The sequence below is a fragment of the Mycobacterium sp. genome (assembly GCF_025965855.1).
In the GTDB taxonomy this organism is placed as follows: domain Bacteria; phylum Actinomycetota; class Actinomycetes; order Mycobacteriales; family Mycobacteriaceae; genus Mycobacterium.
The window spans coordinates 1-24727 of sequence record NZ_JAOPWB010000140.1; the positions used below are offsets into that span (position 1 = coordinate 1).

The window sequence follows — 24727 nt, forward strand, 5'->3', positions numbered from 1 at the left end:
CGCGTTGGCGCCGGACAGCCCGATGGGGCTCGCCCTGGCAGGCCACCGGCCAGGGGACGTCGTGACATTCGAGACGCCGCAGGGACCACAGCAGGTCGAGCTGGTGGCGGTCCGGTATCCCGACTAAGGCCTCGGCGCGCGTACGCAGCCCGCCAGGTGTGTGAAGATCAGTCGGCGAGCTTGGCCGCGAGCACGTCGCACTTATCCATGTCGGGGACCGACCCCAACAACGACGCCGCAGTTTTGCCAACTCCCGCGGGTCGCGGCCAGCAAGGTGGGCGAGTCGCGACTTGGTGTCGGGAAACACGTCGAAGATGCCGCCATAGGCATCGACTGAGAGAACTGCCACGCCGGGTTCAGGTAGGGAAGGAACTTGTGTTGGGAGTAGTTACGAAGCTCGACGAGCAGCTTGGCCTCGTCTGCTTCGAACACGGCGAGGCGCTTGGCGGTGTACTCCCCTTGCTCGAACTCGCTGAGCTGCTTCCCGACGCTGGGCCAGATGTCTCGCAGAATCGCGCGCTGACCCGAGATGAGCAGCTTCACTGAGGCTGAGAAGTTGGCTAGCAGCCGCGCTAGCTCTATGCCGAAGGGATCACCCACGTCGGGATTGAACGGCTGGCTTCGTCCGATGATGGGGTATTGCGCGATATGGGCCTGCAACTCCTCGGCGTTCTTTCCGAACGCGTACGAGGTCAGGTTCGACGTAGCGGGTCGGCGCGCACACCTGACCGGTCGGGTGGCCCAGGCGCTCAAGGAGAACGAGTACCTGTTCGAGGAGACGCCGTCGATCGAGACGGCCGACGTGCTGGCGGCGCACCTGCCAGGCGGCTGACGTCAGCCCGCCACGCGCTCGACAGCGGCCACGATCAGATCCGGCCGGGCCGGAACCGGTATGCCCTCAACAAAGACGCTGGGTGTGCCGCCGATGCCGCGCGCGAGCGCACGCTCAGTCACGAAGCTGGGCCAGGGAAGGTATCTGCCCTCCTGGATCTCACTGGCGAACGAGGGATCGGTGATACCGATGGTCTGTCCGAGAGCGATGAGCTGGTCGTTCGTCAGGCCCGGACCGCCTTCGGGCGGCTGATATTCGAACAGGGCGTGGGCGTACTCGTGGAATCGTCTCGCGTCCGACGCCGCTGCGGCCGCCGCAGCTGCACGGGTCGAATAGTGAGTCGTCGATGCGTTGTCCAGGAAGTTCATCGGATGACGGACGAACCGAATCATCTGCCGGTCCAGCAGCAGGTTGATGGTGTCGCCGGAAGCCAGCTCGAATTGTTTGCAGAAAGGGCATTGGAAGTCGATATAGGCGTCTACGTCGACTGGGCCGGTGCCGACGGCAATGCCGGTCTTGTCGTCGGTGGCTCCGCGCGGGACTGGCATTTCGAGGGTCCGGTTCATGACCGCCATGCTGCCCGCCGCCGACCGGCGTGGCCTCGGCCCGGCGGCGCAAGCCGTCCGACGTCAGTTCGGCATCGCGGGACGGGATCGCCGGCGCCGAACATGTCGTCAGCGCCTCACCCAACCGCGCCTGCGCAGCGGCTCGGGGAGCCCGGCGAGCCGGACGCGTCCGGCATGTGGCGACAGGAGTCCGTCGCCTTTGAAGCCCACGATCCGGCTCACCACGTCGGCGGTGATCATGAACGGGGCCGCTTCCTCAGACACTTGCCATTTGGCCTGCTCATTGTGATCCCCTCGAGTCTCGGTAGTGGTCTGAGCGCAGTCCCATCTCCGACCTTGCCCGAACGGATCTGTGCAAAGCTCAGCCTCGGAGGACCAAGACCTGGGCCGCAATCGTCAGTCTGAGTCGAATGTGACGTCGAGCTAGCGCTGCGCTGCCGGGGCGAAGGCATACTTCGCCTTCGTCAGACGCGCCGCCGACATCGTCGGGCGCCAGGCGAGCCGGATCCGCCACCCAGACAGGGGGTGGCGGGACCGGGTGAAGCCCGTTGCACGGTTCACGCGGCGCAGCGCGGGATGGGGGTCGTGGACCAGGGTCAGGCGGCTTCGACGAGGACTGTGCCGTCGTCGGCGACCGTGACGACGACGTTCAATTCGTCGGAGTCGTCGATGATCGTCAACAGTTCGACTACCGCGGTACGGAGCTCGGGTGCGTCCATGTTCTGGATGGTGTCTCGATTGTCGGGATTGCCGCCGGGCGCGGCGGGCAGGTTGTTGTCGGACGTCTGGTCCTGTGTGGTCGTTTTGGTGTCTTGCGAGGTGGTTGTGTCATTAGCCATGACATCGAAACTATTGCTCATCGAGCGTGCGCCCGAGGGTCCAGCAGGACGATTCTTGGCGTGAAAATTCGTCATGTGGAGTCACTTCCTGGTCGGAACCGCGAGTACGGCGCTTCGTCGGCCGGCGCAGTAGGGCCCCGTGCCTGAGCGGAGGCGGAGTAGAGGCCGGGGATCCGTCAGATCTGAAGAGCTGCAAGCGAAGAACTGCCGAGGTTTGCATTTTTGATCAACCCGATCCCCAGCTGGCTCCTATGCAATTCCACTAGCCCGTGTGTCTAGTCGTCTCAGGTGACTGACGCTACTTCTGGCGAACAGTGCGCGGGCGTCCATTGTCGAGGATTGCTCGGCCACCGTCGGGGCAGCAATCTCTGTCTGTGCAGACCAGACGCGTCCAGATGTCCCGGTGGTGACAGAGTTGCTCGAGGCTGCGCTTGTCGACACTTCGAGCGAGTGGTGCTACATAAATCGGCCGCTCAGACCGAGGACCGCCCGATTGAGCTTGCCGCCGGCTCGACATCGTTGCTGGCAGGTCGCAACGTTCGCGCCAACCAATTCCGGTTTCGTACCCCTGCGCACCTGCTGCGATAGCTAATTCTCCGAGGCGACCCTGCTGCCAAAGGACGACCAGGTGGTCGTTTCTGAGCTGTTCAACCATGAGGACCAGGTCCATCGCACGCTCGTCATGGTGTGCGCCAGCGTCGACCTTCGACGCCGCGACCTCCCGCGGCGCGAGTTCGGCGAGTGCCCGCATCATGGGGCCATGCGCGTGAGTTCCGTTGATGGGTTGCAACATCCGCCAACCGACGGCCACGACCGCTAGAAAGGGGTAGAGCGATCGCCTCGTTGTCGAGGTATTCCCGTGCGTAGTCCCACATTCCGGCCTGGACGTCGATCCAGTCGCTTCCGGGTCGATCGATGTGGACGTACGGCGGGATGATGGCAGTCGCTCCATGAATTACTTGGTAGTCAATCACCCGCCTGGTGAGATCCGACAGAAACGCCGTACGAGACATCTCTTGTGGGGTGAGGGTCCGAGGCAGACCGAGGGCGGGCTGGACCAACGGTCACCAACAGGCTGTGCGGCACTCTTGGCAATGTTCAAGCTCTGCGCAATGAATGAGATTGTCCCGCAACAAAATCGCGCTAGCGTTCCATCCATGACCACACTCGCGAACATTCTCAGTAATGCCACACCGCCCCGTCTGGGTCGAGCCCAACGCGACCCCTGCAACTGGTTGGACGACCGCTGTGACGAAGCTCAGCGTGTCAGCATCGGCGTCGCGTGAATGGGTGGTTTGTCAGGTGGATTGTTGAGATGCCAACAATCTATGGATGCCGTAAGATTTCCCCAACCTGACAGGCGAGTTCTACCAGGTCCTCCCGAGCGGAAGGTTGGATGATGATGAATATCGAGCTTGCTATCGCGCGAGGGTTCGCCGCAAGCGCTGTGGTCGCCGGTTTAGCGCTCGGTGCAGCTAGCCCAGCGTGGGCTGACGGACCAACGATGAGCGGTAGCTATAACGAGACCTCGACATCGCCGGAGGGCCACAGCGTGGTCACCAGCTGGAGCGTCAACCCCTGCGCCAGCCAACCCAACGGCGGATGCGTCTGGGTCAAAGCCGGCCCCGGGGGTAATGCAGCGTATTTTACCGATGGTCAATGGGTGCTCGACGGGATGGGCGACCTAAGTTGCTCTGACGGTAGTTATCATCAACTCGCCACCAACACGCACGTTACGTGGGATCCCGACACCTTGGCAGGCACTTCTCAAATCACCTACATCGGCCCTAACTGCGGGCACCCAGCGGGGTACGTTCAAACCAACAAGGTCCAGATCAAATCGGCATCCTGACGTTTCGCGGACGGCAGGCTGCTGCCGTTCGACACGGTCGCGGACCGGTGCCGGGCGTGCGGTGAGGACTTGGTGGGTGGCCAGCGCAGCTGGCTGGCCCCCACCCCGGCTTTGATGTAGATACACCCGTCACCACAGGAATTGACGGTCCAACTGGTGGTAAAGGTTGCGCCGGTCGGCGTTGTCGCGGTATCGGTGTAACTACCGTTCATTGTTGGTGTATCAGCCCACGCCGGGCCAGCTGCACCGACAGCTAAACCGGCGAACACAGCGGTAGCGGCGAAGCGCCGTGCAATAGCCATGTCCTCGTTCCTTCCATGCAGCTAATCAATGCGTCGGGCATGCCGATGGTGTATTACACGTTCAGGTTCGCCGCGATTGGGCAAACTTCTGCCGCCGCCGAGCGGCGTTTTCTGACAACCCCGGACAGCCCTGATTTTCAGCACCGACGGGTGGGCGGGTCGGGCGTTAGAATCCGACCTGGGTGCCGTAGCGGCGCTCGAGTGCATCACTTGAGTCCGTCGCAAACCTGCCGGGCGCAACCGGGGCGCAGTAAGTTGGTCGCGATCGTTAGCCGATACGCCGCGCAAAGGAGTCAGCGTCGAAGTGCCCGAGGACCCGCGCGTTGACGCTGTCTCCCGCCAATACGATCGGTGGGAATATCCACCGCCGGTAACCGACGTGGAGGCGTGGACCAAAAACCACTGGGATTGGTTCGATCCCTTCTGGGCCCATCGCGTCTTGTGGCCGAACCGGGAGTACAAAGCGGGCGCCGACATTCTGATCGCGGGTTGCGGCACCTACCAGGCGGCGGTCATTGCCTTCATGAACCGCGCCGCGAAAGTGGTGGCGATCGACGTCAGCCGGTCCGCGCTGGATCACGAGCAGTACCTGAAAGACAAGCACCGGCTGCAGAATTTGGAGCTGCGTCTGCTTCCGATCGAAGAAGTGTCGGCGCTTGGCAGCGACTTCGACCTCATTGTCTCCAGCGGCGTCCTGCATCACATGGCCGATCCCCTGGTCGGCCTGACAGCGCTGGGCGAATGTCTGCGCAGAGACGGTGCCCTGGGCGTCATGCTCTACGCGAAGTACGGCCGGGTCGGAGTCGAGATACTCGAATCGGTTTTCCGCGACCTCGGACTGTCTCAGGACGAAGCGTCGGTCCAGCTGGTCAAAGACGCGCTTGCGGTGCTGCCGGGGGACCACCCCGTGCGGGGCTATCTGAAGGTCGCGCGCGATTTGCTGTCCGACGGCGCCCTGGTCGACACGTTCTTGCACAGCCGCCAACGGAGCTACACCGTTCAGCAGTGTCTGGACCTCGTGAGCTCAGCGGGACTCGCATTCCAGGGATGGTTTAACAAAACGCCGTACTACCCGCACGACTTGTTTGCGCCCGCGAACGCCTTCACGTCCGTTCTTAACCAACTGCCTGACATCGAGCTCTGGTCCGTGATGGAGCGCCTGCAAACGGCCAACGCCACCCATTTCTTCCTCGCCTGCCGTCCCGACCGCCCGAAGGAGGACTACGTAATCGACTTCTCGACCGCCGGATCATTCGACTACGTTCCGCTGCCGCGTACGGCGTGCCTGCTGTCCGGCGACGAGATTTTCCTGCCCGGCGCGAAGCTGAAGCTCGACCCGGCCCAGCTACCCTTCGTCCAGCATGTCGATGGCCGTCGGACGATTCGAGACATCATCGAGTGCGTGGCGCAGAGTGGCGACGTGCCGCCGGACAGCGCGGCCGACCTGCAGGAGTTCGGGCGCGGGCTGTTCCGGTCGCTGTGGCGTCTCGACTTTTTGGCGATGGCGCTGAACACCGGCGAGACCGGTTAGCCTTGCCGGCGACGGCACCCGGAACCGCCACTCATAAACTGACCCCTCGTGGGCATGCTGTTCGGTTTTGCGCCGTGGATCGTCTATTGGGTTCTGGTCGGTAACGTCCCGTTCGCCGCTGCTGCGCTGGTCGCGCTGGCGATCTCGATCGCGGCGCTCATAGTCGGCGCCTCGGCGGGCAAATCGCTCCAAATCGGTGCTGTCGCAACGTTTCTGGCGCTGACAATCCTGACCTTTGCGTTCAGCGACTCGCTTAACCAGCGGTGGATATTGCCGCTGAGCAACCTCGGGATCCTCCTGGTTGCGCTCGTTGAGACGCTGGTCGGCCAGTCGTTCGTGCGTGAGTTCGCCGCCGCGGAACAGCCCGGTGACGTCGTCAGGACGACGCTGTTCGGCCGGGTCGTCCGCGTGCTGAGCTGGGTCTGGATCGCCGCGTTCGCCGTCATGACCGTGTCGGCGGCGATCCCGCCGATCGTGGACCGTAACTCCACCATCCTGGACACGAAGACCCCGTTGTCGTACGTCGGCTACTGGATCATCCCGTTCGCGGTGTTGGGCCTGGCGGCGCTGGCGTCGCGGCTGCTGCCCGACCGGATGCTGGCCGGGATCGACGACGTCGCCCGCGAAACGTCGTTCGTCGCCTACGACGAAGCCACGATCGATGAGCTGTACTACCTGGCCCAGGAGCACGCCAACCGCGAGGTCGGCCCCGGCAAGGAGGCCTACAACGTCAAGGTCGGGGGGATGGGGACCCCGCTGACCGGCGACGAGGCGCGAAAGTCGTGGCCCTCTACCTACAAAGTGCGCGATAAGCGGCGCTAGAGGCGCAAAGATCGGCTTCATGGCATCAACCCACCTGACAACGCTGCATGCGGGGCTGGCGGCGGGAACGGTGTTGCTCACGGTGGCGGCCTGCTCGTCGGACCCCTCGCCCTCCCTGTCGGTGCCACCGCCCAAGGAACTGACCATCGGCGCCGGGACGGTTCTGACCATCTCCCCGGGCCAGCTGTTGGCCGCCACCAACGGCGTCACTCCGGTGGCCTTCGGCAAGCCCGCACACGGCAGCATCGCCTACGGCGCATACGGGGCGATGATTTACACCCCCGACGCCGGCTTCACCGGCACCGATCAGCTGCCGGTCACCGTCAGCCACGCCGTCAGGCTCTACGCCGAGGACGAGACGCCGTTGCTCATCGTCGGCGAGGTCGCCGTGCAGGCCAACGCGCACGGGTCCGCGATCGCCGCGGTGCCCGGCAGCGCCGACGAAATCTATGGCCTGGCCGATCGTGGCCCGAACGCCGACGGGCGCACCGCGGGCGAGAAGGTGCTTCCGATACCGGCTTTCCATCCGCAGATCGCCAAGCTCAAACTCGGCGACGGCGTGGCGTCGCTGGAGCAGATCATCACCCTGACCGGAAAGGACGGCGCGCCGCTGGTCGGGCTCATCGACCCGAGGGCGGCCACCGGCGAGTCACTCATCGACCTCAACGGCAATCGGCTACCGGCGTCGGATCACGGCCTGGACGGCGAAGGCTTGGTCGCCATGCCCGACGGCACGTTCTGGGTGTCCGACGAGTACGGCCCGTTCGTCGTCCATTTCGACGCCAACGGCAAAGAGCTGGAACGGTTCTCGCCGTACGATGGCACGCTGCCCAGGGAACTCTCGCTGCGCAGCCCGAATCAGGGAATGGAGGGGCTGACCATCACCCCCGACGGCGGCACCCTGGTGGGCATCATGCAGTCGGCCCTCAATACGCCGGGCTTGGCCGGCTCGCCCAGATCCGTCCCCCTCACCCGCATCGTGACCATCAACCTCGCCAACCGCGGCGATGTGCACGAATACCTCTACCCACTGGCCAATCCGCAACAGACGAAGGTCGCGGTGTCCGAGATCGCCGCCCTGAGCGCCACCACGTTCCTGATCGACGAGCGCGACGACCAGCCGCAGCCCAACGGCAACAAGAAGATCGACGTGGCCGACCTCGCCGCGGCCACCGACGTCGGACCGCACTCAACGGTGCCGGGATCCACCTATCGGGCCGACGCCGGCGGCCTGTTGATCAATGGCGTTCCGATCGAGACTTTCGTCGGCGTCAGCACCGACGCCGCGGCCACCGACGAACTCAGCGCCGCCGGGATCGCCCCCGCCACGAAAACGCTCAAGCTCGATCTTTCAGACCTGCTGCGTTCGCTGTCCCCCAACGGTGATTTTTTCGGACACAACCATGTCGAAGGACTCATCAGCCGCGACAACGGAAGGACGCTGATCCTTGCCAACGACAGCGATTTCGGGCTGGCCGGGCTGGCGAACGCTAGCCCGCCCTTTGCGCTCAAGCCCAAGATGTTGCCCAACGGCACCCAGGACAGCGGCGAGATCCTGGTCGTCGACACCACCAAGCTGCCCGCCACGACGGAGTCGGTGACCGTGCCGATTAAGGTCGGCTGAAGTGTCCGGCCAAGCGGTGGCATTATGCCCAAACTATGGCATGGAGAACGGGCACCCAGAACTACTCATGCGCTGCCCGGGCCGCCGCAGTCCTAACAGGCCTCGCGATCACCGCCAGCTCGCCCGGCGGCTGGTGGATCGACTCCGGTTGTCGGGCTGGGCATTGCCGCCGCAGTATGGGAAGGCATCCAGGCCTGGCGCGGCGACGACTGCTGCGGCCACTAACCGCCCACGCGACCACATGGGAAAAATATAGCCGCCGTGGGATTCGCGAAAGACAACCGGCGGGCGAACTTATCTGGCGTTCGATTCAGATGTCTGGGACTGTTTCCCGTTAACTGCCAGGCATTTTCGCCTTATCGGGAAAAGCGAAAATTTCGCGGCGTTGACGGCGACTATGGTCGTCCGCCAGGCCCCATCATGCCGCCAGGCCCCATCATGCCGCCAGGCCCCGTCATCCCGCCGGAACCGCCCATCATGCCTTGCATCATTGCGGGCATTCCGTCGCGCACGAACCCACTGACTTCACGGGCGTGCGCGCGGATGGCGTCGGTGAGGGCGGGATCGTCGGAGGTTTCCTCGGCGATGACGCCTGTTGGTGTGAGCGTCAATTGGCGGCGGTAGCCGCCGGCGTTGCGGAACAGCGTTGGCAGGCTTTGGCTCATGCACATGACCTCGGAGCCTCGGTCAACATGGGAGTACATGCTGGACACGTGCGCGTGTAGTTGTGCGGTGAGATCGGCAGCGTTGGATTGGGTCGTGGTGCGCACGCCGCCTGGGATCTCCTCGACCGTGCGGGTAATTTCGGTGTGCCGGTTGAACATTTCCATGTAGAGGCTCATGTCGGCCGGGCTGGCACCCATCATTCCGCCGTCTGTGAGGCGGATGGCCACGCCGGGTGAACCAAGGATTCCGCGAAGCGCATACCCGGCACCCATGACCGCGCTGGCGCCGAGCACAGTAAGTGCCGCCCGCCGAGTGAATCTATCCATGCGATGACCTCCTGGGTATCTCAGTGATGTCGCTGGAATGAATTATCTTGGCGCCCAAGGTGTCCCGAGCAGTTACATCAACCGCCGGTAAAAGTCGTCGTTGTCGGGTTCGCTTCGCGCAGTGGGAGCGACCACCACGCCTTCGGGCCAAGCGGCGGTTTTGCCCGTCCGGGCCGCCGGATCGGTTGGCCGGCCGAAAGCAGAGCGCGCCGCAAGGGCTAAGGCGGTAAAGACGGCACCCCACAACAGCGGAGTATTGACCATCACGCTGCACCAGCCCCAGCCAGGTCCGCTGAACCATGTCGTCATCGCATTTCCTCCGATACCTCAGCAGCAGTTGTCTTGTTATCCTCTGCTGCAACCGAATCCGTGACTTGGGTCATCGCTTTCTCCGACTGCCGACCATGCCGCTGTCGGGTGTTGCGGCCGAAGCGGCGTAGCCGCAGGGAGTTGGTCACGACGCTGACCGAGGAGAACCCCATTGCGGCGCCCGCGATAACGGGGTTGAGCAAGCCGAGTGCGGCAAGGGGGATTGCGGCGGTGTTGTAGCCGAAGGCCCAGCCGAGGTTCTGATAGATCGTGCGCAGAGTCTGTCTGGAGAGCTCGATCGCCTGCACGACCCCGTCGAGCCGCCCGGACATCAGGGTGATGTCGGAGGCCTCGATGGCCACCTCGGTGCCGGTGCCGATCGCGATGCCCAGATCGGCCTGCACCAGCGCGGGGGCATCGTTGACGCCATCGCCAACCATCGCGACTACCCGGCCCTCGTCCTGGAGCGCCCGAATCGCGGTGACTTTATCTTCTGGTAACACCTCGGCCAGCACGCGTTCGATGCCGACCTGCTGGGCGACCGCGGCGGCCGTGCGGGCGTTGTCGCCGGTGATCATGGCGACGTGCAGGCCCATGGCGTGCAGCTGACTGACCACGTCGGCGGCGTCGTCTTTGACCGTGTCGGCCACCGCGAGCACACCCACAACGTGGCCGTCGCGCCCGACGAACACCGCGGTGCGGCCGCGGTCCTCGAGTTCTGCGGCTGCTCGGGCGAGGTGCTCGGGCAGATCCAGACCGTGCTCGTTGATGAGCTTGCGCCGCCCGACGAGCACTGGGTGGCCGTCGATCTCGGCGCGCACCCCGTGGCCCGCGAGGTTGGCGAACGCGGTGGCGGCCGGGACCTGCAAGCTGCGCTCGCGCGCGGCGGCGACGATGGCCGCGCCGATGGGGTGTTCGGAGCCCGACTCGGCCGCGGCGGCGATCCGCAGCACGTGATCGGGCTGTCGGCGCTTGCCGGCAATGACATCGGTGAGCCGCATCTCGGCGCGGGTGAGGGTACCGGTCTTGTCGAACACGACGGTGTCGATCTTCTTGGAGGCTTCCAGCGCCTCGCCGCCCTTGACCAGGATGCCCATGTCCGCGCCTCGGCCGGTGCCGACCGTGATCGCCGTGGGGGTGGCCAGGCCCAGCGCGCACGGGCAGGCGATGATCAGCACCGCGACGGCCGCGGTCATGCCAGCGACCGGGTTGGCCGCGAGCAGAGTCCACCCGGCAAATGTCGCGGCGGCAATCCCGACGACGGCCGGCACGAAGACCGCCGACACCCGGTCGGCCAACCGCTGTACCGGGGCCTTGCCGCCCTGCGCCTGCTCCACCAGGCGCACGATTTGGGCCAGCGCGGTGTCGGCCCCGACGGCGGTGGCGCGCACCGTCAGGACCCCGTCGATGTTGACTGTTGCCCCGGCGACATGGTCACCCGGCGCTTTCTCGACCGGGACGGACTCGCCGGTCAGCATCGACTCATCGACGGCGGCGCGTCCGTCGGCGACCTGACCGTCGACCGGGATCTTTTCTCCCGGCCGCACGCGCACCAGGTCTCCTGCTTGAACCCGGTCGATCGGGACGAGCACCTCCTGGCCGTCCAGGATCAGGCAGGCTTCCTTGGCGCCCATCTCCAGTAGCTGGCTGATCGCCTCCGACGCCTTGCCTGTCGCCCTGGCCTCGAAATAGCGGCCCAGCACCACGAACGCGATGATCAACGCCGCGGTGTCGAAAAACAGTGGCCCACCGGCGATTAACTCATAGGTGGAGTAGAGGAACGCGGTCAGCGTGCCCAGTGCGATCAGTGTGTCCATGTTGGCGCTCAACGCCCGCGCCTGTTGCACGGCGCCCTTGAGGAACGGCCACCCGGCCACGAATTGCACCGGTACTGTCGCGGCGAAGGCCAGCCACCCCGCCCACGGGTAAGCGCCGAAAAACATTGTCAGGCCCGACGCCAGCAGCCCCAATGGCAGGGCCAGCCAGAGCCGTTGCAGCCATGTCCGCCGCTGGCGCCGGTTTTCCTCGCTCGAGGACAACTGCCCGCAGGCGGCTTGCCCCGACTGGCAGCCGCCGCCGCTCTTGGCCGGTTTGTCGCCGTCCGGCGAACGGCCTAGCAGATGCTGGATCGCGCCGCCGAATCTCCGCGCCACACCGGCTCTGCGGACGTCAGCCGAGTGCGGGGCCCGCGCGGCTACTGATTCTGCGGGGATGCGCTGGGCATCGGCGATCGCCGTCAAAATGGCAGCGGTGTCGCGGTTTTCGGGCGAATACATAATCACCACCGATGCCGTGCGCGGATAGGCATACACCGCACGCACGCCGGTCACCTTGGCGACCGTGTCCTCGATCGCGACGGCCCGAACGGTGTCGAAGCGAAATCTCGTGGCGTGCACATGCATTCGTCCGGACGCGTCGGAGATGACCTCCAGCGCGAGGTCGCCATCGGCGACAGCGTCAGTGGTCATCGGTGTCAGGCGCCCCCACCGCGCCGGTCACCACCGTGGGCGGCGTCTTGGCCACAAATCCGTGCAACGGCAACATCTTCAACGCTCCCCTCGTCTCGTCGCCCCGCTATTTCGGTGGCGTGTCGTGGTAATGACCGATACCAAAAACTGGTTGTCGTTATCGCGGGCTCCCCGCCGTCGCCGGCTCCTTATCGCTGGGTTCGCCGGCCGCGGCGCCTCCCAGCTGGGCCTGCGGACCGGTCAGCGCCGGGGTGAACTTGACGGCATCAATCAGCTCGTCAATGGCCGCTTGCCCACGCCCGTCGATCACCGCCGCGGAAAAACACGTCTCCAAGTGGTTGTGCAACATCACCCGGTTCGCCCGCTCCAGCGAGGACTGCACCGCTGAGATCTGCTTCATCACGTCCACGCAATACGCGTCGGACTCCAGCATTCGAATGATCCCGTCGAGGTGGCCCCGAACCGTCTTGAGCCGATTCAGGGCCGCATCCTTCTTCGCCGTCAAATGATCGCTCATAGCAGCTCATAACTCCCATCAACACCGGAACTCGCCCTAGCATACCCCACCCCACCCGGGGAGGGGTCGGTCGAGGTAGTGATCGTCTCCCGGGTACCAACCGATAGGAGTGGTTACGTGGGCAACGGCCAGCCACACGGGCGATTGCGGACAGGGATCTGGTTGCCGGCATTGCTGCTGGGTGTGGCGGGTCTGGCTGGCGGTGGTCAGCGCCGCGGGCATGCGCGGCGACGCCATGCCCGTGGATACCGAAGCCACGATGTCGCTAGCGGCGTTCCTCATCGCCTGGGTGGCCATGATGGCGGCGATGATGCTTCCCACGGTCCTGCCCGTTGTTGGCCGGTATGCGCGCGCGGCGGCCGGCAACGCCGTGCCGGCGATCGTCTTCGTCGCCGGATACCTGGCGGTCTGGAGCGTGGTGGGCATCGCGGCCTTTGTGGCGTCGACCCGCCTGAACCCGGTGCTGCCCGGCTGCCCCTGGGTTGGTCGCGTCGCCGGCGCGGTGGCGCTGGTGGCGGGGTTGCATCAGATCAGCCCGTTCAAGCGCTGTGCCTGAGGCATTGCCGCCGGCCCACGTCCGGCGGGTCAGGCAAAGCTCCGAGGAGCCCCGCTAATGCTTCGCCGGTTCGGCGATGCGTATTGTCAAGCCGCCTTTGGCAACTGACGCATCGCCGGCTCGGCGGCCATAGCCGCCCCGTCGGCGCACAATGCGGCAGTTATGCAGCCGACCACCCGCCGACTCAGGAGCATCCCGAGATGGCCCACGCCGTTGATCGTGATGGTCTCCACCTGTGCGTAAGACGGCACCGACCGCAGACCGGGTACGACGATGTCGAGCGCGGCTGTCACCGACAGCCACCGCACACCGTCGGGCAGTGGCATACAGGCGAGCCGGCGCAACAGTGCCGATCCCGGGCGCAGCGCCCGGGATATCTCGACAATCGGCAGCACACCGGCCCAGGGAGACCCACCAAACGGGGAGCCCAGCGTAATTACGGTGTCAACGCGGCCTTGTAGCCGCGGGTCGGAGATGGCTTGCGCGATAATGACGCCGCCCAGGCTGTGCCCGACGAGATGTACCTTGTCTGCGCCGTTTCGGGCCAAGGCGCCTTTCACCTCGGCGACCAGCCGGTCAGCGAGCTGCTCCACCGAATTTCCGACAGGAGCATAGGTCATCGTGTCGACACTTAGGCCCCGCGCACTCAGGGCTTGTGCAACCAAGGACCAGCTCGACGTGGCCCCCGCGAACCCGTGGACGAGGAGCACGGGACGCGCGGATGCAGCGTCCGATGTCGGAAGCAGCGACACGCGGTTTGCAGATCGATAATCACCACGCACCAGGCGGATCGGCGCCATCGTGGCGACCGACAGTAACAGCGCCGCCTCCTGCGCTTGCGCCCTCGCGGCACGCGCCGCCATCTGAAGTGTGGCGCGGGCGCCGCCAAGACCGCGCAGCCGCTCTGTCATGCCCATCCGCCTCCGCGAACTGTGCAACGCCGGTACCCCGGTCGTCGACTGCGCTTGCGACATCTCGCCACCTTCGTTGTGTAGCCGGATCACTTTAGATAATTCCGTTCGACGGGTCATGAGTCGTCAATGCCAGCCGCAGTCTGGTCTGCCAGTCCGCAGGGACAGCCCGTTACCGGCTAGCCGGAATTCGCCACAAATTGAGCTGCACGGCAATCGTTCTCAATAATATTGACGACAAGCAGCACGAATTCGTTCACATCAAATGTGGCGCCAAAATTGGCCGGCTTGACCACGCGTGGACGAGCAGGGTAAGCGGCTGCGCGACAACATCTCTGACGGTGCTACGCCTCATCCCGGCTGCGGTTGGGCCCACCGCCGCCGAAGAGTTTCAGCTGGCCGGAAGCGGTTTGGGGGCCAGCAATGATGACACCGCCGCGCTACACCGGAGAGCTTTTAGGTGCGCCAGATGGCTGCCTTACCGGCCACGGCGCGCAGGTCAACGGCACCGTCGGCGTCAATCAGCACATTCAGCGTTGTGTCAGGTGACCGAGAGCTCCTGCACAGGTCGTTGCGAATGGGCATGCACGAGTCGGGAATGCGGGCCGACATCGACGCCCCAGCGAGTCGCCGCCGCCCAGGAGGTCCGCGCAAATAGCGCCGAAGGTGAAGGACATCTGCGCGCGTTATGGGCCCCCTACAACAGCGGACGACTCGGCAAGCAGTTCGGCTCCGTCCAGCGGACGATCCTGCGGCTCGCGTTTCCCGGCGGCAAGCCCGCCCCCAAGCCAGGTCCGTACAAGCCGGTCGAAGACGAGCAGGTCACCCGCCCGCTTATCGCGGTCCGAACCGTCTGACGGAGAGCCCCCCAATCCGCGCAAACTGCAATCCGCGACGAGATAGGGATACGTTGGTGGCGGCGGGACCCCAGCGAGCCGCATGCGCCCCGCATTCCGTTGCGGCCGAAAAAGGAGCAGCGATGAACGCGCCCAGCCCAGACGCCATCCGCGCGGAAACGATCACCATCACCGGCCACGGCGGCGACGAGATCGAGGCCTACCGCGCCATGCCGCTCGCCGAGGAATCGCGCGGCGGAATCGTGTGGATCCACCACATGCCGGGATATGACCGGGAAACCAAGGAGTTCGTGCGGCGGCTCGCCGTCAACGGCTATCACGCCGTGGCCCCGAACCTGTATTCGCGCGAGGCGCCGGGTGCCGCGCCCGATGATGCGGCCGCGACGGTGCGGGCCGCCGGTGGCGTGCCCGACGAGCGACTCGTCGGCGACGTCGCGGGCGCGGTCGAGCACCTGGGGTCCTTACCGGGCGCCAACGGGAAGTTCGGCGTCATCGGGCACTGCTCGGGCGGGCGCCACGCGTACCTGGCGGCGTGCTCACTGCAGTTCGACGCCGCCGTGGACTGCTACGGCGCATTCATCGTGGAGGACTTGCCGGAGGGCATGCCCAAAGCAATGCAACCGATCCTGCACCTGGTGTCGAACCTCAGCTGCCCGCTGCTGGGGCTGTTCGGGGCCGACGACAGGTTCCCGGCCCCGCCCGCCGTGGCCACCCTGGACGCGGAGCTGACCAAATTCGGCAAGCCGCACGAGTTTCACTCCTACGAGGGCGCGGGCCATTCGTTCTTCTCCGTCGACCGTCCGGCGTACCGGCCGGAAGCGGCCGTGGACGGCTGGCGGCGCATCGACGACTTCTTCGCTACCCACCTGAAAGGCTAGGTGTGCCAAGACATGTGCACTTATCTCACCGAACACGTGCAGATCGACGGCAGCGGCAAGGGCACGACGGGGTGGTTCGCCGCCAGCCGCGCCACGGTGTACGTCGACCACCCGGTCCACGCGCCCTACGGCCACACGGTCAACATCGACGTGATCAATCCGCAGCTGGGCCCGTCAGCGCGCGTCGCCCTCGAACTCACCGAGGAGAGCGCCCTGGCGCTGGCCGACGCCATCCACAAAGCGATCGCCAATGCGCCAGCCGGGCTGGCCTCGAAGGACCAGACATGACCGCCGAGCGTGACTACCCCCAAATGGCCGCCACCCGCGGACGCATCGAGCCCGCGCCGCGGCGGGTCCGCGGCTACCTCGGTCACGAATTGGTCTTCGACACCACCGCGGCCCGATACGTGTGGGAATTGCCTTACTATCCCGCGTATTACGTGCCGCTGGCTGATGTGCGAACGGAGTTCCTGCGCGACGAGAACCACCCGCAGCAGGTGCAGCTCGGTCCGTCGCGGCTGAACTCCCTGGTCGGCGACGGCCAGAGCTATCCGTCGGCGGCGCGGGTGTTCGACGCCGACAGCGACAGCCCCGTGGCGGGCACCGTGCGATTCGAATGGGATCCGTTGCGGTGGTTCGAGGAAGACGAGCCGATCTACGGCCACCCCCGCAATCCGTATTCGCGGGTCGACGCGCTGCGCTCGCACCGGCATGTCCGCGTCGAGCTTGACGGAACCGTGCTGGCCGACACCGGATCTCCGGTGCTGCTATTCGAAACCGGTTTACCTACAAGGTATTACATCGATCCGACCGATGTCGTGTTCGAGCATCTGGAATCCAGCCCGACGCAGACCCTGTGCCCGTACAAGGGGGTGACGTCGGGCTACTGGTCGGTGCGCGTGGGTGATACCGCGCACCCGGACCTGGCGTGGACGTATCACTATCCGTTGCCGGCGGTCTACCAGATCGCCGGTTTGGTGGCCTTCTACAACGAGAAGGTCGACATCGCCGTCGATGGCGCCGCCCTGCGCCGGCCGCAGACCCAGTTCAGCTAGCCGGATGGCTTAGCGGCGCGGTCGGTGACCACAAGCTTCACGTCGCGCCGTGGGACGACGGCGATGCCGCGCGGTACCGAGCGGGGCGGGTTTCTGCGGTGCTCTCGCCGCGGCATGGTCAGCTCCGCCGCGCACATGATCGTGCCCACCGCGACGGCCATTTCATAGTTGGCGAAGGCCGCTCCCAGGCAGCGCCGGTGCCCGCCGCCGAAAGGCAGGTATTCGAACGGCGTCGGGTTGTTGGCGAGAAAGCGATCGGGACTGAATCGATAGGGATCACGCCACACGTCGGTGCTGAAATGTATTGCGGGCACCGCGATTCCAACTATGTCGCCGCCACGGTACCGCACCGGCCCGATGGATTGCGGGTCGATGAGCTTACGCAAGACGATCGGCACCGCGGGGTGCATCCTGAGTGTCTCCTTGATGACCGCGGACAGGTAGGGGAGTCTTGGCATCTCGTGCGGCGCGGGATCGGTGGAGAGCTCGTCGGCGAGTCGCACACGGATGTCGGTGTCGCGGTGAATGTGGTACAGAGCCCATGCCAGCGCGGCGGCCGTGGTGTGATGGCCGGCGATCACCATGGTCCGTAGCTGTTGCCGTATGTCGTCGTCGTCGAGCCCTGTCCGCGCGTGCTCGTTTTCGCGTAATAGGTCGCTCAACACGGCATCATGACCGGGACAGCTGCGGCCGCGCTCCATCTGGCCGGAAAGCATGCTCTGGAATTCCGTGCGCAGGCGCACCAGTCGGGCCCACGGGCCCAGGCCGGCGAAATTTCTGCGTAGGGCCGGCACCAACAGCAGCGACGCGGTGTTCGCGTTCATCAGCGCGGATACCACGCCGGCGTACTCGTCGATGCGCTCATGGTTCACCCCGAGCACCGTCTCGATGATGATGCGCAGCGTGACCGACTGGGTCATGCGGCGCAGCGCTACCCGGTCACCCGGGCGCCATGACTCCACCTCGGCGAGCACCGCCCTTGCCATCGAGTCCGCGCGTCGGCGCATATTGGCACCGTGAAACGCCGGCGACAGCAGGCGGCGCTGCCTGCGATGGTGCTCGCCGGAGGTCAAGATGACGGAATTCGGCCCGACGATCGGCTCGATCGGATTGGGGGTCGGCGCGCACAGGGCCTCCCGCGGTACGGTCAAAAGCTGTTGAGCGTCCCGCGCGGTCGCGACGAAGTGCACCGGGCCCAGGCCGGGGAAGATTACGACGAACGGGTCCGGGCGGTCGGCGCGCCGACGAAAATACGACTCGGGATCTAGCCCGACGCGTGCCGATCGCGCCCAGTCGGCAAAAGGATGTACGCGCGCCTCCGGCAGATCCCGCCGAGCGAGCGGCCTCGACGCTGTATGTAATTGCGTCATACCTAGCTAACACGAATCAGCTGGGGGATTGGTTCAACAAATCATTTTGCTCATATGTGGAATAGCACTGGCACTGAGGGCAATACGAGTATTGTATGTTTGCCAAACTTAGCGGAGCTGGCGCGACGACGAAGCGGTTTCGAGTTCCGCGGCAATGCGCCGGGCAACGTTTCTGGACTGCTTGGCGACAAAGCCGAGCAGCCCGGGACGAGATTGGAAGCCGATGAACCGCAGGCCCGGTGCGGCCGGCATTTCGCCGGCGGCCACGGGCAAGCCGCACTCATCGAGCACGCCGAGGTGACCTACCATGGGTTCCAGGCCGCGCCGGTAGCCCGTGGCGCAGATGACCGCGTCCGGTTTCAGGCGCCGTCCGTCGACCAACCAGACGTCGGAACCGTCGAATCGCTCGATGGTCGGAACCACCTCGAACGAACCGTCGCGGATCGCCTCGATCACTTCCCTATCGACGATCGCGGGTGCGCGGCCCAGCCTGATCCCGCGGGCGAACACGCCTTCGGCGGGCGTCGGCAACCCGAATGCGGCGAGGTCTCCGATGCTCAACCGGCGACCGAACGCGGCCAATGCATCAGCGAGCCGGACGGGCGCGCGGAAAAGCGGCGTCGCGATCAGATCCGAGGGCAGCCCGCCGGGCAACGAGCGCAGCATGATGTTCGGTGACGTACGCACCGCTAGCCACGCTTTCCGCGCTCCACCGGAGGCCACGTCGTGGACGATCTCCATCGCCGACGAACCGGCTCCCACCAGGAGGACGCGTTTGTCGCGGTACGGGGCGGGGTTGCGGTAGGCCGACGAATGCAGCACGCGGCCCTTGAAGCCGTCCAGGCCCGGCCATAAGGGCATTCGTGGCGTGTGTTCGTATCCGGTCGCCATGACCACCTGGCGGCAGGCGATATCGCCGGACGTGGTTCGCACCAACCAGCCGTCGCGGTGGCGGTCGATCTGGCAGACCTCGGTGTTGAGCCGCAACTCGATCCCGTCGTCGCGGGCGTGTCTTTCCAGGTGGTCGACGACTTGATCGCGGGTCGGAAAAATCGGAGTGTCTTTGGGATATGGCCGGCCGGGGAGATGCGAAAATTGCTTGCACGTATTGAGTTTCAGCCTGTCGTAGCGCCCTCGCCAGGATGAGGCCACCTCGTCGGCGCGGTCGATCAGCAGTGGACGTACGCCACGGTCGCTCAGGCTGAGCGCCATCGAGACTCCGGCTGCCCCGGCGCCGACGACGACGACCTGATACTCCAGTGGTTCGGTTTTGACGAGCCTAAGCTCCGAATTTCGTTGCATAGCTTTCCTGTCCACTGACGTCCAGCATGCGGCCCTGGATGGACCTCACAACCGGCCTATATATCTCCGACGATGTTGCGGCACAATTGGTTCAGGAACCCGCTTCATTTGACTCGTGTGAAATTGGCAGCGGCAAAACAATTTTCGCGCCGCGGCACTTTCCCGGCGCTCGCAGCCGCGGTGCGACGGTCCGCTAAGACCGCGACGCGGGCGTGGCCGAAGGGGCCGACGCGGGTTGCGGATCGAAATCAGGATTTAAACCGTTGAACACACGCCCGAAACATCCCCGTTCGAGGCTTCACCCGTCTACCGCGTCACTTCGCATCGCAGCGTGAATTACTGCCCGTTGGCTCGAATTGGGGTGTGCCTTAACCATGTTGCCCTATCCCGATTGGCTGAATCCCGGCGATAACGCCTGGCAGTTGATGGCCGCGACTCTGGTCGGCCTAATGAGCATCCCCGGCATCGCCGTGCTGTACGGCGGCATCGTGCAGAAGAAGTGGGCCGTCAACACCATGCTGATGGCCTTCACCGGATTCTCGCTGGTGCTGGTCGTGTGGGTCCTCTGGGTCTTCAAGATGGGTTTCGGCGAGCCGCTCAAGCTCGGCCCGGGCATCTTGAGGGCCGCGGTGGGCATTCCGCACACCATCCTGGGCAGTGACAATCAGGGACAGGCCGTCATCCCGTTGTTGGACGGCGCCATGCCGAAGTTCCGCTTCTCGGAGACCACGCTGGCGTACTTCCAGTTCGTGTTCGCCGCTATCACGCCGCTGCTGTTTCTCGGCAGCGTCGTCGGCCGGATCAGCTTCAAGGTGTGGCTGATCTTCGTTCCGCTGTGGTCGACGTTCGCCTATTCGGTCAACGCGTTCCTGTTGTGGGGCGGCGGCTGGTGGGGACAGGCGGGCGCGCTGGACTACAGCGGTGGGTACGTGATCCACCTAGCCGCCGGAACCAGCGGATTCGTCGCCGCCGCGGTGATCGGTCCGCGGTTGGCCCGCGACCGGGAACGCGCCGTGCCCAACAACCTTCCGATGGCCGCGGTCGGGGCCGGCGTCCTGTGGCTGGGCTGGAACGGGTTCAACGGCGGCGACCCTTACTTCTCGGGTGCCGACGCGTCACTGGCGGTGATCAACACGAACCTCACCACCGCCGTCGCGCTGCTCACCTGGGTGATCTGGGACATCTTCGTGAGCAAGCAGCGCAAGCCGACGTTCCTCGGCGCGGTCAACGGCATGATCACCGGGCTGGTCGCAATCACCCCCGCGGCCGGCTATGTCAACACCTTCGGCGCGATGATCATCGGCGTCGTCGCCTCTTCCCTGGTCTGGATGTCGTGGAACTGGCTCGGCCGGGCGAGGCTCTTCAAGAAGGTCGACGACACCCTCGGCGTTTTCCATACCCACGGCGTGGCGGGCTTGGCGGGCGGACTGCTCGTCGGGGTACTCGCCGACCCGAAAATCGTTGTGTACCTGGGTGGCAGCACCGGGCAGGACGTGACCTACGCCGGTTGGCTGTACGGCCACCATCCCAAACAGATCCTGATTCAGGCCGGGGCTGCGGGCACGGTCATCGTCTGGGATGCGCTCGTCACGTTCGTCATCCTGAGAGTCCTCGGACTCTTCATGAAGTTGCGGCTGCCCGACGAGGTGCTGGAAACTGGCGACCTCGGCGCGCACGACGAAGAGGCCTACCCCGACGAAGGCCTCGTCACGGGCCGGCGGGTCGAACCGTTGGCGGCCGCGCGGACCCAGGCGGCCGAAGAGCCCGCCGAAACCGCGGACGATTGAGGTTGTGGTGAAACCATGAAGCTGGTCACCGGGATCGTCAAGCCCTTCACGCTCGATGACGTCCGGCACGCCGTGGAGGCCGTCGGGGTGCTGGGTATGACCGTCACCGAGGTCCAAGGGTTCGGCAGGCAGCGGGGGCACACCGAGGTGTACCGCGGAGCCGAGTACGCGGTCGAGTTCGTTCCGAAGGTCCGCGTCGACGTACTGGTCGACGAGGCGTTCGCCGATCGAGTTGTCGACGCGATCATCGGCGCGGCCCGCACCGGGAAGATCGGCGACGGCAAGGTGTGGGTTTCACCGGTGGAGAAGGTGATCCGCATCCGGACCGGGGAACGCGACCACGACGCCCTCTAACGGCGAATCCCGCGTCAGGCTGCCGTCGGCAACCGGCCCGGCTTGTAGCCGAACACCGCCGAGGTGGGGCCTACGAGATGTCGCACCTTGATCCGGGTGAAGCCACCGGCGCGAAGCAGCTCCGCGCAGGCGGCGGTGGAGGATTCGTAGCCCTCGCGCGACTCCATCATGATGTTGAGGCTGGACAGCAGGCTCATGTAATTGTTGCCGTGGCTCTTCGCCAGCCTGGACCGAATCATGGCGTCGTACACGATGATTGCGCCGCCGGGCGGAGTCGCCGCGTATGCCTTCGCCACCAGTTCCTGACGGATCTCGTGGTTTCGTCCGTGAAACACGTGACCGAACGAAATTACGTCGGCGCGCGGCAGCGGGCCTTCGAGGAAGTCTCCCTCGACGAAGTCCAATCGGCCGCCCAAATCGAACGACTCGACATATTCTTCGAATATCGGTCGCACGGCCGGGAAGTCGAAGCCCGTGCCGCGCAAGTGACGGTGGGTCAGCGCGACCCGCACCGGAAACGCGCCTTGGGCGCAACCGACGTCGCAAAACGTACGAAAGCGCTTCCACGGAAACCGAGCCGCCAGCAGCGTCGCCTCCCCGGTCGAGATGCCCGTCATCCCGGCTAGAAATCCCTTTAGCGCCAACGGATCACGGTAAAGCATGGAGAAGAATTCGTTATCACCGCGTTCCTCTTCGGCCCCGGGACGACCGGTGCGAAGGAGATCGTCCAGGCTCGACCAAAGGCCGTACAGACGCTTGCTTGACAACTCCATCAGCCCACCGACATAGCTCGGCTTGGTCCGGTCGAGGAACATCGAGCTGCGAATCGTATTGGCGTACCGGCCCGCTTTGTCGCGTCGCAGCAATCCGGCGGCGACCAAGGCGTCCAGTGCTGTAGCCGCGGCACGCGGGTGCCAGCCGAGGGCGTCGGCCAGCTCCCTTTCGGAGGCCGGTCCATTGCCCAACTCGGTAAAAACGCCTGATTCGACCGCCGAAAGTATCAGTCGTGAGGACCAAAAGGACATGCCCATCTGCACGATGTCCTCCGGGCCACCGAAGCGGCGCAACAGGGGACCCAGGATCGGATTCTGGAAGGCGCGCATCATCCGTTGTTCGCGGCGGATGTCTTGAGCGCGGTTGCGCACGGACGGCGTGGAACCTACGTCGAGCATCATCGTGGCAAGCCCTTCCGATTGACTCCAGGTCTTTGCGGTGAAACGTTGCCGGCGCCTCCGTGGTTCGCCGATCACTGCCGCCACGGGGATTGCCCGTCATCACGTCGACCGCCGCCGAGGTGGAGGCGGGCGGGATCCATCAGTTAGCTGGCGCGCTCAATTCGCGAACACGAGGGGCACAACCGGCGAATTGTTTGGGTTAGTGACGCGCGCGAGCGAGCACACTGTGACATTCAACTCCCCAGGTGATGAATTGTAAGAGTTTCCTTATTTATGGACCGCTGTCCACTCGCCGCGGTGGTTAGCTCTGTTGCCGAAAACACCTGTAAAATACGGTGGTTGGTGTTCGCCGTCCGATCGGCCGCGGTTAATTGTTTAACCGCAGCAGGGGTCATATCGCTATTATTGCCGTGACGTGGGTCACACTGCGCAGCGCGAAATAAATTTGCCCAGAATTTCGTCAGTAAAATTTGTTAAAAGCAATCATCTCTGGGTGCTGTAGCGCGGTTTATCCAGGGCCGCAGGTGTCGAACGGAGTCGCTGCGACCCTGTGGCGCCCGCGGACGTATCACGAGCGAGCGAAGGCGGTGCCAGCATGCGCGAGGTGAACCACCGGAAGGACACCGGCGGGGGCCAGGCCATCGAATTGGGCGCGGCAGCCGGATTCCCGATCGTCGTGCAGATCGCCGTGCGCCAAGGTCCGATCAGCGGCATCGCCGCCAGCCCGGACGGCACCCGACTGATGGTGGCCAACTACGGCCGCGACAGTGTCTCGGTCATCGACACCGACACCTGCGGCGTCGTGCAGACCGTTCCCGGCCTCGACGAGCCGTTCGCGCTCGCCGTGGGCAGCCGCGACACCAACCGCGCATATGTCAGCACCGTGACACCGGCGTATGACTCGATCGGGGTCATCGACGTGCCAACCAACACGGTCATCGCGACGCATCCGCTGGCGCTCAGCGTGAGCGACCTGGCGGTCAGCCCCGATGGGAATTACGTCTACGCGAGCCGCAACGGCGCCGGCGGCCCCGACGTCGTCGTCCTGGACACCAGGACCGGGCGTGCGGAGGAGATCGCTCTGCCACACCGGCCGGGAACCACCGCGGAATGCGTCCGGGCCAGCGCCGAGGGAGGCCGCCTGTACGTCGCCACCAACGGCGCCGCCGGCGGACAGCTCGTCGTGATCGACGCGCACGCGCAGACCCGACGGCGCGTTCTCGGTACCGTCGAGATCGGTTTGCCCATCCGCGACGTCGCGCTCAGCCCCAATGGCGCGATCGCCTACGTGGCCAGTTGCGCTCCCGAATTGGGCGCGGTGATCGACGTCGTCGACACCCGCACCGCGAAAATCACCGGCACCAGCAAGATCAGCGAGGTCGGGGGCATCCTCACCGGCCTGACGCTCAGCGGCGACGGCGATCGCGCCTACCTGGTCAGCGACGACGGCGTCACGGTGCTGTCCACCCTCACCCACGACGTCGTCGGCACCATCAGGGTGGCGAACCAGCCGTCGTGCGTGGTCGAAAGCGCCGACGCCAGATACCTATACATCGCCGACTATTCCGGCACGGTCACGGTGGCACCGGTCGCCTCGATCGTCGCGTTGGGCGTCGAGACCGCAGAAGTCTCCGTGCCGGAGAGTGCACCCCCGGCCGACTGGGTCGTGCCCGAATTGCTGCAGCGCGAGCCGGCTCTCGCCTGACGCTTCACCCGGGTAAGCCCGGGTAAAACGGGCATTGTCGGGGAACCGGTTTTCTCATGGCCGTGTGCGGCGATAGCATTCGCCCGACCGCACACGAGGCGGTGCCGCGTCGAGACTTCTAAG

Annotated in this window: 25 protein-coding genes and 3 pseudogenes; 15 read left to right on the plus strand and 13 right to left on the minus strand. The window is 65.2% G+C overall.

Annotated elements, in window-relative coordinates; translation table 11 throughout:
• The coding region (locus tag JWP83_RS11025) for a GreA/GreB family elongation factor (protein WP_297730032.1) at positions 1-127 on the plus strand (127 nt) is incomplete at its 5' end.
• A 74-nt stretch (positions 128-201) separates the two neighbouring features.
• Here JWP83_RS11025 and JWP83_RS11030 read toward each other — a convergent pair.
• Positions 202-543: a hypothetical protein gene (locus tag JWP83_RS11030; RefSeq protein ID WP_297729994.1), complete on the minus strand. Its 342-nt coding sequence runs from the start codon at positions 541-543 to the stop codon at positions 202-204.
• A 37-nt stretch (positions 544-580) separates the two neighbouring features.
• On the opposite strand from JWP83_RS11030, the gene JWP83_RS11035 reads away from it, so the two are divergent.
• Positions 581-832, plus strand: a complete 252-nt coding sequence (locus tag JWP83_RS11035) for a hypothetical protein (RefSeq protein WP_297729996.1) — start codon at positions 581-583, stop codon at positions 830-832.
• 2 nt (positions 833-834) lie between these two features.
• Here the strand turns inward: JWP83_RS11035 and JWP83_RS11040 are convergent, their stop codons facing one another.
• The 3 genes from JWP83_RS11040 to JWP83_RS11050 form a co-directional block, all read right to left on the minus strand.
• Positions 835-1398, minus strand: coding sequence for a thioredoxin domain-containing protein (locus JWP83_RS11040; RefSeq protein WP_297729997.1), 564 nt, complete (start codon positions 1396-1398; stop codon positions 835-837).
• A 108-nt stretch (positions 1399-1506) separates the two neighbouring features.
• Positions 1507-1662, minus strand: a complete 156-nt coding sequence (locus JWP83_RS11045) for a hypothetical protein (RefSeq protein ID WP_297729998.1) — start codon at positions 1660-1662, stop codon at positions 1507-1509.
• A gap of 332 nt (positions 1663-1994) precedes the next feature.
• A complete protein-coding gene (locus JWP83_RS11050; protein ID WP_297729999.1) occupies positions 1995-2237 on the minus strand; it encodes a hypothetical protein in 243 nt (80 codons plus the stop codon).
• Positions 2238-2865: 628 nt separating this feature from the next.
• Between JWP83_RS11050 and JWP83_RS11055 the strand changes: the two genes are divergently transcribed.
• A complete protein-coding gene (locus JWP83_RS11055) occupies positions 2866-3057 on the plus strand; it encodes a hypothetical protein (RefSeq protein WP_297730000.1) in 192 nt (63 codons plus the stop codon).
• 995 nt (positions 3058-4052) lie between these two features.
• Here the strand turns inward: JWP83_RS11055 and JWP83_RS11060 are convergent.
• Positions 4053-4391 carry a hypothetical protein gene (locus tag JWP83_RS11060; protein ID WP_297730001.1) on the minus strand — a complete coding sequence of 113 codons (339 nt, stop codon included), beginning with the start codon at positions 4389-4391 and terminating at the stop codon, positions 4053-4055.
• A gap of 304 nt (positions 4392-4695) precedes the next feature.
• On the opposite strand from JWP83_RS11060, the gene JWP83_RS11065 reads away from it, so the two are divergent.
• The 4 genes and pseudogenes from JWP83_RS11065 to JWP83_RS11080 form a co-directional block, all read left to right on the plus strand.
• Complete coding sequence (locus JWP83_RS11065; protein ID WP_297730002.1) at positions 4696-5922, plus strand: methyltransferase; 1227 nt, start codon at positions 4696-4698, stop codon at positions 5920-5922.
• A gap of 48 nt (positions 5923-5970) precedes the next feature.
• The gene (locus JWP83_RS11070) at positions 5971-6744 is read left to right on the plus strand and encodes a hypothetical protein (RefSeq protein ID WP_297730003.1); all 774 of its coding nucleotides are present in this window, start codon (positions 5971-5973) and stop codon (positions 6742-6744) included.
• 19 nt (positions 6745-6763) lie between these two features.
• Positions 6764-8368: an esterase-like activity of phytase family protein gene (locus JWP83_RS11075; RefSeq protein ID WP_297730004.1), complete on the plus strand. Its 1605-nt coding sequence runs from the start codon at positions 6764-6766 to the stop codon at positions 8366-8368.
• Positions 8369-8418: 50 nt separating this feature from the next.
• Positions 8419-8593: pseudogene (locus JWP83_RS11080) on the plus strand (hypothetical protein); the annotation flags it as partial.
• A 170-nt stretch (positions 8594-8763) separates the two neighbouring features.
• Here JWP83_RS11080 and JWP83_RS11085 read toward each other — a convergent pair.
• The 4 genes and pseudogenes from JWP83_RS11085 to csoR form a co-directional block, all read right to left on the minus strand.
• The gene (locus JWP83_RS11085; protein ID WP_297730005.1) at positions 8764-9360 is read right to left on the minus strand and encodes a hypothetical protein; all 597 of its coding nucleotides are present in this window, start codon (positions 9358-9360) and stop codon (positions 8764-8766) included.
• A 72-nt stretch (positions 9361-9432) separates the two neighbouring features.
• Positions 9433-9669 (minus strand): hypothetical protein, encoded by a 237-nt coding sequence (locus JWP83_RS11090; RefSeq protein WP_297730006.1) that lies wholly within the window; start codon positions 9667-9669, stop codon positions 9433-9435.
• 110 nt (positions 9670-9779) lie between these two features.
• Positions 9780-12071, minus strand: a pseudogene (locus tag JWP83_RS11095) (copper-translocating P-type ATPase); the annotation flags it as partial.
• Between the two features lie 223 nt (positions 12072-12294).
• Positions 12295-12654, minus strand: a complete 360-nt coding sequence (gene csoR / locus JWP83_RS11100) for a copper-sensing transcriptional repressor CsoR (protein ID WP_297730007.1) — start codon at positions 12652-12654, stop codon at positions 12295-12297.
• A gap of 181 nt (positions 12655-12835) precedes the next feature.
• Here csoR and JWP83_RS11105 point away from each other — a divergent pair, with 181 nt between their 5' ends.
• The gene (locus JWP83_RS11105; RefSeq protein WP_297730008.1) at positions 12836-13210 is read left to right on the plus strand and encodes a DUF2182 domain-containing protein; all 375 of its coding nucleotides are present in this window, start codon (positions 12836-12838) and stop codon (positions 13208-13210) included.
• Between the two features lie 86 nt (positions 13211-13296).
• Here the strand turns inward: JWP83_RS11105 and JWP83_RS11110 are convergent, their stop codons facing one another.
• The gene (locus JWP83_RS11110) at positions 13297-14241 is read right to left on the minus strand and encodes an esterase/lipase family protein (protein WP_367185624.1); all 945 of its coding nucleotides are present in this window, start codon (positions 14239-14241) and stop codon (positions 13297-13299) included.
• Positions 14242-14763: 522 nt separating this feature from the next.
• On the opposite strand from JWP83_RS11110, the pseudogene JWP83_RS11115 reads away from it, so the two are divergent.
• From JWP83_RS11115 to JWP83_RS11130, 4 genes and pseudogenes are all read left to right on the plus strand, one after another.
• Positions 14764-14978: pseudogene (locus JWP83_RS11115) on the plus strand (acyl-CoA desaturase); the annotation flags it as partial.
• A 122-nt stretch (positions 14979-15100) separates the two neighbouring features.
• Positions 15101-15856 carry a dienelactone hydrolase family protein gene (locus JWP83_RS11120; protein WP_297730009.1) on the plus strand — a complete coding sequence of 252 codons (756 nt, stop codon included), beginning with the start codon at positions 15101-15103 and terminating at the stop codon, positions 15854-15856.
• Between the two features lie 12 nt (positions 15857-15868).
• A complete protein-coding gene (locus tag JWP83_RS11125) occupies positions 15869-16144 on the plus strand; it encodes a DUF6295 family protein (protein WP_297730010.1) in 276 nt (91 codons plus the stop codon).
• Positions 16141-16911, plus strand: a complete 771-nt coding sequence (locus tag JWP83_RS11130) for a DUF427 domain-containing protein (protein ID WP_297730011.1) — start codon at positions 16141-16143, stop codon at positions 16909-16911. Before JWP83_RS11125 ends, JWP83_RS11130 begins: the two co-directional genes overlap by 4 nt.
• Here JWP83_RS11130 and JWP83_RS11135 read toward each other — a convergent pair.
• Both JWP83_RS11135 and JWP83_RS11140 read right to left on the minus strand, forming a co-directional pair.
• A complete protein-coding gene (locus JWP83_RS11135; RefSeq protein ID WP_297730012.1) occupies positions 16908-18281 on the minus strand; it encodes a cytochrome P450 in 1374 nt (457 codons plus the stop codon). The two genes, JWP83_RS11130 and JWP83_RS11135, sit on opposite strands and share 4 nt — an antisense overlap.
• A gap of 108 nt (positions 18282-18389) precedes the next feature.
• A complete protein-coding gene (locus tag JWP83_RS11140; RefSeq protein WP_297730013.1) occupies positions 18390-19583 on the minus strand; it encodes an NAD(P)/FAD-dependent oxidoreductase in 1194 nt (397 codons plus the stop codon).
• Positions 19584-19957: 374 nt separating this feature from the next.
• On the opposite strand from JWP83_RS11140, the gene JWP83_RS11145 reads away from it, so the two are divergent.
• Positions 19958-21370, plus strand: a complete 1413-nt coding sequence (locus JWP83_RS11145; protein WP_297730014.1) for an ammonium transporter — start codon at positions 19958-19960, stop codon at positions 21368-21370.
• Positions 21371-21385: 15 nt separating this feature from the next.
• Positions 21386-21724 (plus strand): P-II family nitrogen regulator, encoded by a 339-nt coding sequence (locus JWP83_RS11150; RefSeq protein WP_297730015.1) that lies wholly within the window; start codon positions 21386-21388, stop codon positions 21722-21724.
• Positions 21725-21738: 14 nt separating this feature from the next.
• Here JWP83_RS11150 and JWP83_RS11155 read toward each other — a convergent pair whose 3' ends face one another.
• Positions 21739-22899 carry a methyltransferase gene (locus JWP83_RS11155; protein WP_297730016.1) on the minus strand — a complete coding sequence of 387 codons (1161 nt, stop codon included), beginning with the start codon at positions 22897-22899 and terminating at the stop codon, positions 21739-21741.
• A 595-nt stretch (positions 22900-23494) separates the two neighbouring features.
• On the opposite strand from JWP83_RS11155, the gene JWP83_RS11160 reads away from it, so the two are divergent.
• Positions 23495-24604, plus strand: coding sequence for a YncE family protein (locus tag JWP83_RS11160; RefSeq protein ID WP_297730017.1), 1110 nt, complete (start codon positions 23495-23497; stop codon positions 24602-24604).
• Positions 24605-24727 lie beyond the last annotated feature (123 nt).

Bases quoted from the DNA above. Each gene is read 5' to 3' on its own strand.
- JWP83_RS11160 (WP_297730017.1), top strand. From the start codon at position 23,495: ATGCGCGAGGTGAACCACCGGAAGGACACCGGCGGGGGCCAGGCCATC.
- csoR (WP_297730007.1), bottom strand. From the start codon at position 12,654: ATGAGCGATCATTTGACGGCGAAGAAGGATGCGGCCCTGAATCGGCTC.
- JWP83_RS11060 (WP_297730001.1), bottom strand. From the start codon at position 4,391: ATGGCTATTGCACGGCGCTTCGCCGCTACCGCTGTGTTCGCCGGTTTA.
- JWP83_RS11120 (WP_297730009.1), top strand. From the start codon at position 15,101: ATGAACGCGCCCAGCCCAGACGCCATCCGCGCGGAAACGATCACCATC.
- JWP83_RS11130 (WP_297730011.1), top strand. From the start codon at position 16,141: ATGACCGCCGAGCGTGACTACCCCCAAATGGCCGCCACCCGCGGACGC.
- JWP83_RS11140 (WP_297730013.1), bottom strand. From the start codon at position 19,583: ATGCAACGAAATTCGGAGCTTAGGCTCGTCAAAACCGAACCACTGGAG.
- JWP83_RS11035 (WP_297729996.1), top strand. From the start codon at position 581: ATGCCGAAGGGATCACCCACGTCGGGATTGAACGGCTGGCTTCGTCCG.
- JWP83_RS11085 (WP_297730005.1), bottom strand. From the start codon at position 9,360: ATGGATAGATTCACTCGGCGGGCGGCACTTACTGTGCTCGGCGCCAGC.
- JWP83_RS11050 (WP_297729999.1), bottom strand. From the start codon at position 2,237: ATGGCTAATGACACAACCACCTCGCAAGACACCAAAACGACCACACAG.
- JWP83_RS11110 (WP_367185624.1), bottom strand. From the start codon at position 14,241: ATGACCCGTCGAACGGAATTATCTAAAGTGATCCGGCTACACAACGAA.
- JWP83_RS11040 (WP_297729997.1), bottom strand. From the start codon at position 1,398: ATGAACCGGACCCTCGAAATGCCAGTCCCGCGCGGAGCCACCGACGAC.
- JWP83_RS11135 (WP_297730012.1), bottom strand. From the start codon at position 18,281: ATGACGCAATTACATACAGCGTCGAGGCCGCTCGCTCGGCGGGATCTG.
- JWP83_RS11145 (WP_297730014.1), top strand. From the start codon at position 19,958: ATGTTGCCCTATCCCGATTGGCTGAATCCCGGCGATAACGCCTGGCAG.
- JWP83_RS11075 (WP_297730004.1), top strand. From the start codon at position 6,764: ATGGCATCAACCCACCTGACAACGCTGCATGCGGGGCTGGCGGCGGGA.
- JWP83_RS11150 (WP_297730015.1), top strand. From the start codon at position 21,386: ATGAAGCTGGTCACCGGGATCGTCAAGCCCTTCACGCTCGATGACGTC.
- JWP83_RS11125 (WP_297730010.1), top strand. From the start codon at position 15,869: ATGTGCACTTATCTCACCGAACACGTGCAGATCGACGGCAGCGGCAAG.
- JWP83_RS11155 (WP_297730016.1), bottom strand. From the start codon at position 22,899: ATGATGCTCGACGTAGGTTCCACGCCGTCCGTGCGCAACCGCGCTCAA.
- JWP83_RS11090 (WP_297730006.1), bottom strand. From the start codon at position 9,669: ATGACGACATGGTTCAGCGGACCTGGCTGGGGCTGGTGCAGCGTGATG.